Here is a 3,092-nt window from a genome sequence, read left to right on the forward strand (position 1 = left end):
CGCCGGCGTAGTAACGGGAATTGGTTTTCTGGGTGCCGGCGCAATCATCCGCGCGAGGGGTGAGGTTTATGGTCTGACCACGGCGGCAACGATCTGGCTCGCCAGCGGACTCGGACTGGCCGTCGGCGCGGGTTATTACATACTGGCAATTATCGCCTGCGTCTCGGTGCTCATCGTACTCAGAATTCTCGGAATCGTTGAAAGACTCATAAGTAAGAAATAGAACAGAAATGTTAGGGAGGAGCCCACATGATGCACAATAACAGAAGAAACAAGTACTTATTAGTCGCCATGTTTTTCTTTATCGCACAAATAGCCGGCGGTGAGACCAAAGAAATGAAGATGGATTCCAATGCCAAGAAGGATGTCATCGAAAGCGTTAATGGCTTAATCATCGAAAGATACGTGATACGAGATATTGCGCACCAATTGGCAGACTATCTGAATAAAAGATTCAAGGACGGTTCTTATGATACACTACACAGTCCCGCGGAGTTCGCCAGCGCACTCTCGGCAGATCTCCGCAAAAGCAGCAATGATAATCACTTTTACATCGAATACAATCCAGAACGGGCTAAGTTGGTCACTGCTGAAAAAAGTCAATCCCTCGAGGAAATCGAAAAAGCAAATAAGGCAATGGCTGAGAAAGAACGGCTGACAAATTTTGGCTTCACAAAACTAGAAATACTGAAGGGCAATGTCGGATATCTGGACCTGCGATATTTTTCCAACCCCGACTATGCTGGAGCAACCGCGGTTGCCGCCATGAATTTCCTTGCTAATGCGGATGCGGTCATAATAGATCTCAGGGATACGCCGGGCGGCGAACCGGCTATGGTACAAATGCTCAGCAGTTACTTTGTTAGAGGTGGAGAGCAAGGCAGGACACACCTGAACACTCTGGAACAGGTGTACGATGGAAAAATCGAGCAATACTGGACTATCCCATACGTTCCGGGCAAGCGTATGTTCGACACGGATCTATATATCTTGACCGATGGATACACCGGCTCGGCAGCAGAGGAATTCACACATAACATGAAAGCACTCGGTCGTGCCGTGATAATCGGCGAAACAACAGTTGGTTCGGGGCATAATGTCGATATCGAAGTCATACAGAAGAGTTTTGTCATGCACCTGCCCGTACGCAGACCGATAAATCCCATCACCGGAACAGGCTGGGAGGGTACAGGCGTTGAGCCGGACATAGCCATTCCAGGCGCTCAAGCCTTCGACAAGGCATACTTGATGGCGCTGGAACGAATTCTGAAAATGACCAAAGATAATGATCAAAAATCCCGCATAACCTGGGCGATCGACGATGCAAGAGCAAAAATCGAACCGGTAACAATCAATGAAGAATTAATGGAAAAATATGCCGGGGAGTACGGTGAACGAAAGATCATTTTTGAAAACGGCGAACTCTTCTATCGACGCACCGGGCCAGAATACAGATTGATCCCACTGAAGGACAATCTCTTTGCCTTAGAGGGGTTGGATTATTTCAGGATTGAAATGACCACTGACAAAAAAGGAAACGCAACTGAATTAGTAGGAATATATGACGACGGCAGAAAGGACGTTTCCAAAAGAACAAAATAGTCCATGAGCACGGTATCACTTGACATAATGTTGATTTCCGCTATATAATAGCCCACGCTATGTAGCAGACTTTCGCAGCATTTGTTGTTTAAAAGGGAGGAATAATCTATGGATAAGAAAGAACGCCGTTCCGGAGAAGAACGCAGGGCAGGAAAAGAACGCAGGAAGTCTCATGATCCTAACTACAAAGGGCCGGAACGCAGAAGCGGTAAGGATCGAAGGTCGGGAGACGACCGGAGAAAAACAGAGGAATAAGAATACAATCCATAACAAATACAAATATATTTGCCTGAGGGCATAACCAGAGTACTATCAAAATATGTACACAGACGACTATTCGGTGTTGTTCACATCCGGTCTTCTGGACTTCTTCTTGTGACAAAAAGGAGTGGAAACACAATATCGCTCGTACAGCAAGGAAGCCAGACCGCAAGGAAAAGGAATACTGGTATCACAACAAGTTGGAGTGGAGTCACACTATCTCCAAGCGCCATGGTCATATGGAATAAAGATGCCCACGTACTGAGGAAGACGTGACCGGCATGCGGGAGATAAGTCTTCGGCCATAAATATCCCGCGGTGATACCGATTATCACCAGAGGATTCACAAGCCACCATTTTTCTACAAAACCCAAGTGGATGCCCCTGTAGGGCAGACCCAAGAGTAACTCTCCAGTAAAAGGTATAAGCGAATCACTCAGCGAAGCAATGCCGACCGAACCCACATATCCGACCACAAAGTTGAGAAGGAAGCCTGCCCGTGTGCTACGCCTATACAAGGCAGTCGTGACGAAAGCGCTCAACAAAACATGGCCCGGATGCAAGGACCAAAATAGACCATTGGACAGACTACGTGGCATACGTGCATACGTAAAAACAAACATTACCGCGATCCCGGATAAGGTCCCAAGTGCCGTGAATGGCGCATGATGTTTGAGCTCACAAAATACTCTGGCTAACATTGATATGTTCCTACGCTGCACCAGCTCACACTATTGCTACTTTTCGCCATAGAGTTCTTATCTGCTCGGTTATCCCATTATCCACATACTCAGGCATGGGAATTCCATTTACCATCGATTCTACAAATTTCTCAGAAAACGGCAAGTGCGCTATAACCTCGATGTTCTTTCTGCCACAAATATCTTCTATCGAACTGCTGTTATCCAGGTTTATGTCATATTTATTGATGACCACCTTAGTCGGTACTGAAAATTGAGCCGCCACATCTGCGATACGTTCCATATCATGAATTCCAGCAACCGTCGGTTCCGTAACGATGAGTGCAAGATCCACAACTGACAACGAGGCTATTACCGGACAACCGATCCCTGGTGGACCATCGTTAATAACATAGTCGAGTCGCTCCTTGTCTGCTATCTCCTGTGCTGCCTTCCTGATCCTTGTAACCAGTCTGCCTGAGTTTGCTTCAGCAATGCCAAGTTTGGCGTGGGCAAACGGACCGTACTTCGTATCAGATACGTACCACT

At 46.9% G+C, this 3,092-nt stretch carries 5 protein-coding genes; 3 read left to right on the forward strand and 2 right to left on the reverse strand.

Annotated elements, in window-relative coordinates; all coding sequences use genetic code 11:
* From OEV79_12460 to OEV79_12470, 3 genes are all read left to right on the forward strand, one after another.
* Positions 1-223 (forward strand): MgtC/SapB family protein (locus OEV79_12460; protein MDH4212248.1); only part of this gene is annotated, 223 nt, incomplete at its 5' end.
* Between the two features lie 29 nt (positions 224-252).
* On the forward strand, positions 253-1,602 hold the full coding sequence (locus OEV79_12465) for a S41 family peptidase (GenBank protein MDH4212249.1): 1,350 nt from the start codon (positions 253-255) through the stop codon (positions 1,600-1,602).
* A 108-nt stretch (positions 1,603-1,710) separates the two neighbouring features.
* On the forward strand, positions 1,711-1,857 hold the full coding sequence (locus OEV79_12470; GenBank protein MDH4212250.1) for a hypothetical protein: 147 nt from the start codon (positions 1,711-1,713) through the stop codon (positions 1,855-1,857).
* Positions 1,858-1,949: 92 nt separating this feature from the next.
* On the opposite strand, the gene OEV79_12475 is transcribed toward OEV79_12470, so the two are convergent.
* Together OEV79_12475 and OEV79_12480 are read right to left on the reverse strand one after the other, a co-directional pair.
* Positions 1,950-2,564 carry a hypothetical protein gene (locus OEV79_12475; protein MDH4212251.1) on the reverse strand — a complete coding sequence of 205 codons (615 nt, stop codon included), beginning with the start codon at positions 2,562-2,564 and terminating at the stop codon, positions 1,950-1,952.
* Positions 2,565-2,589: 25 nt separating this feature from the next.
* A partial coding sequence (locus tag OEV79_12480) for a (4Fe-4S)-binding protein (GenBank protein MDH4212252.1) occupies positions 2,590-3,092 on the reverse strand: 503 nt, incomplete at its 5' end.

This window comes from candidate division WOR-3 bacterium (genome assembly GCA_029858255.1).
Classification (GTDB): domain Bacteria; phylum Hydrothermota; class Tepidihabitantia; order SM23-42; family SM23-42; genus SM23-42.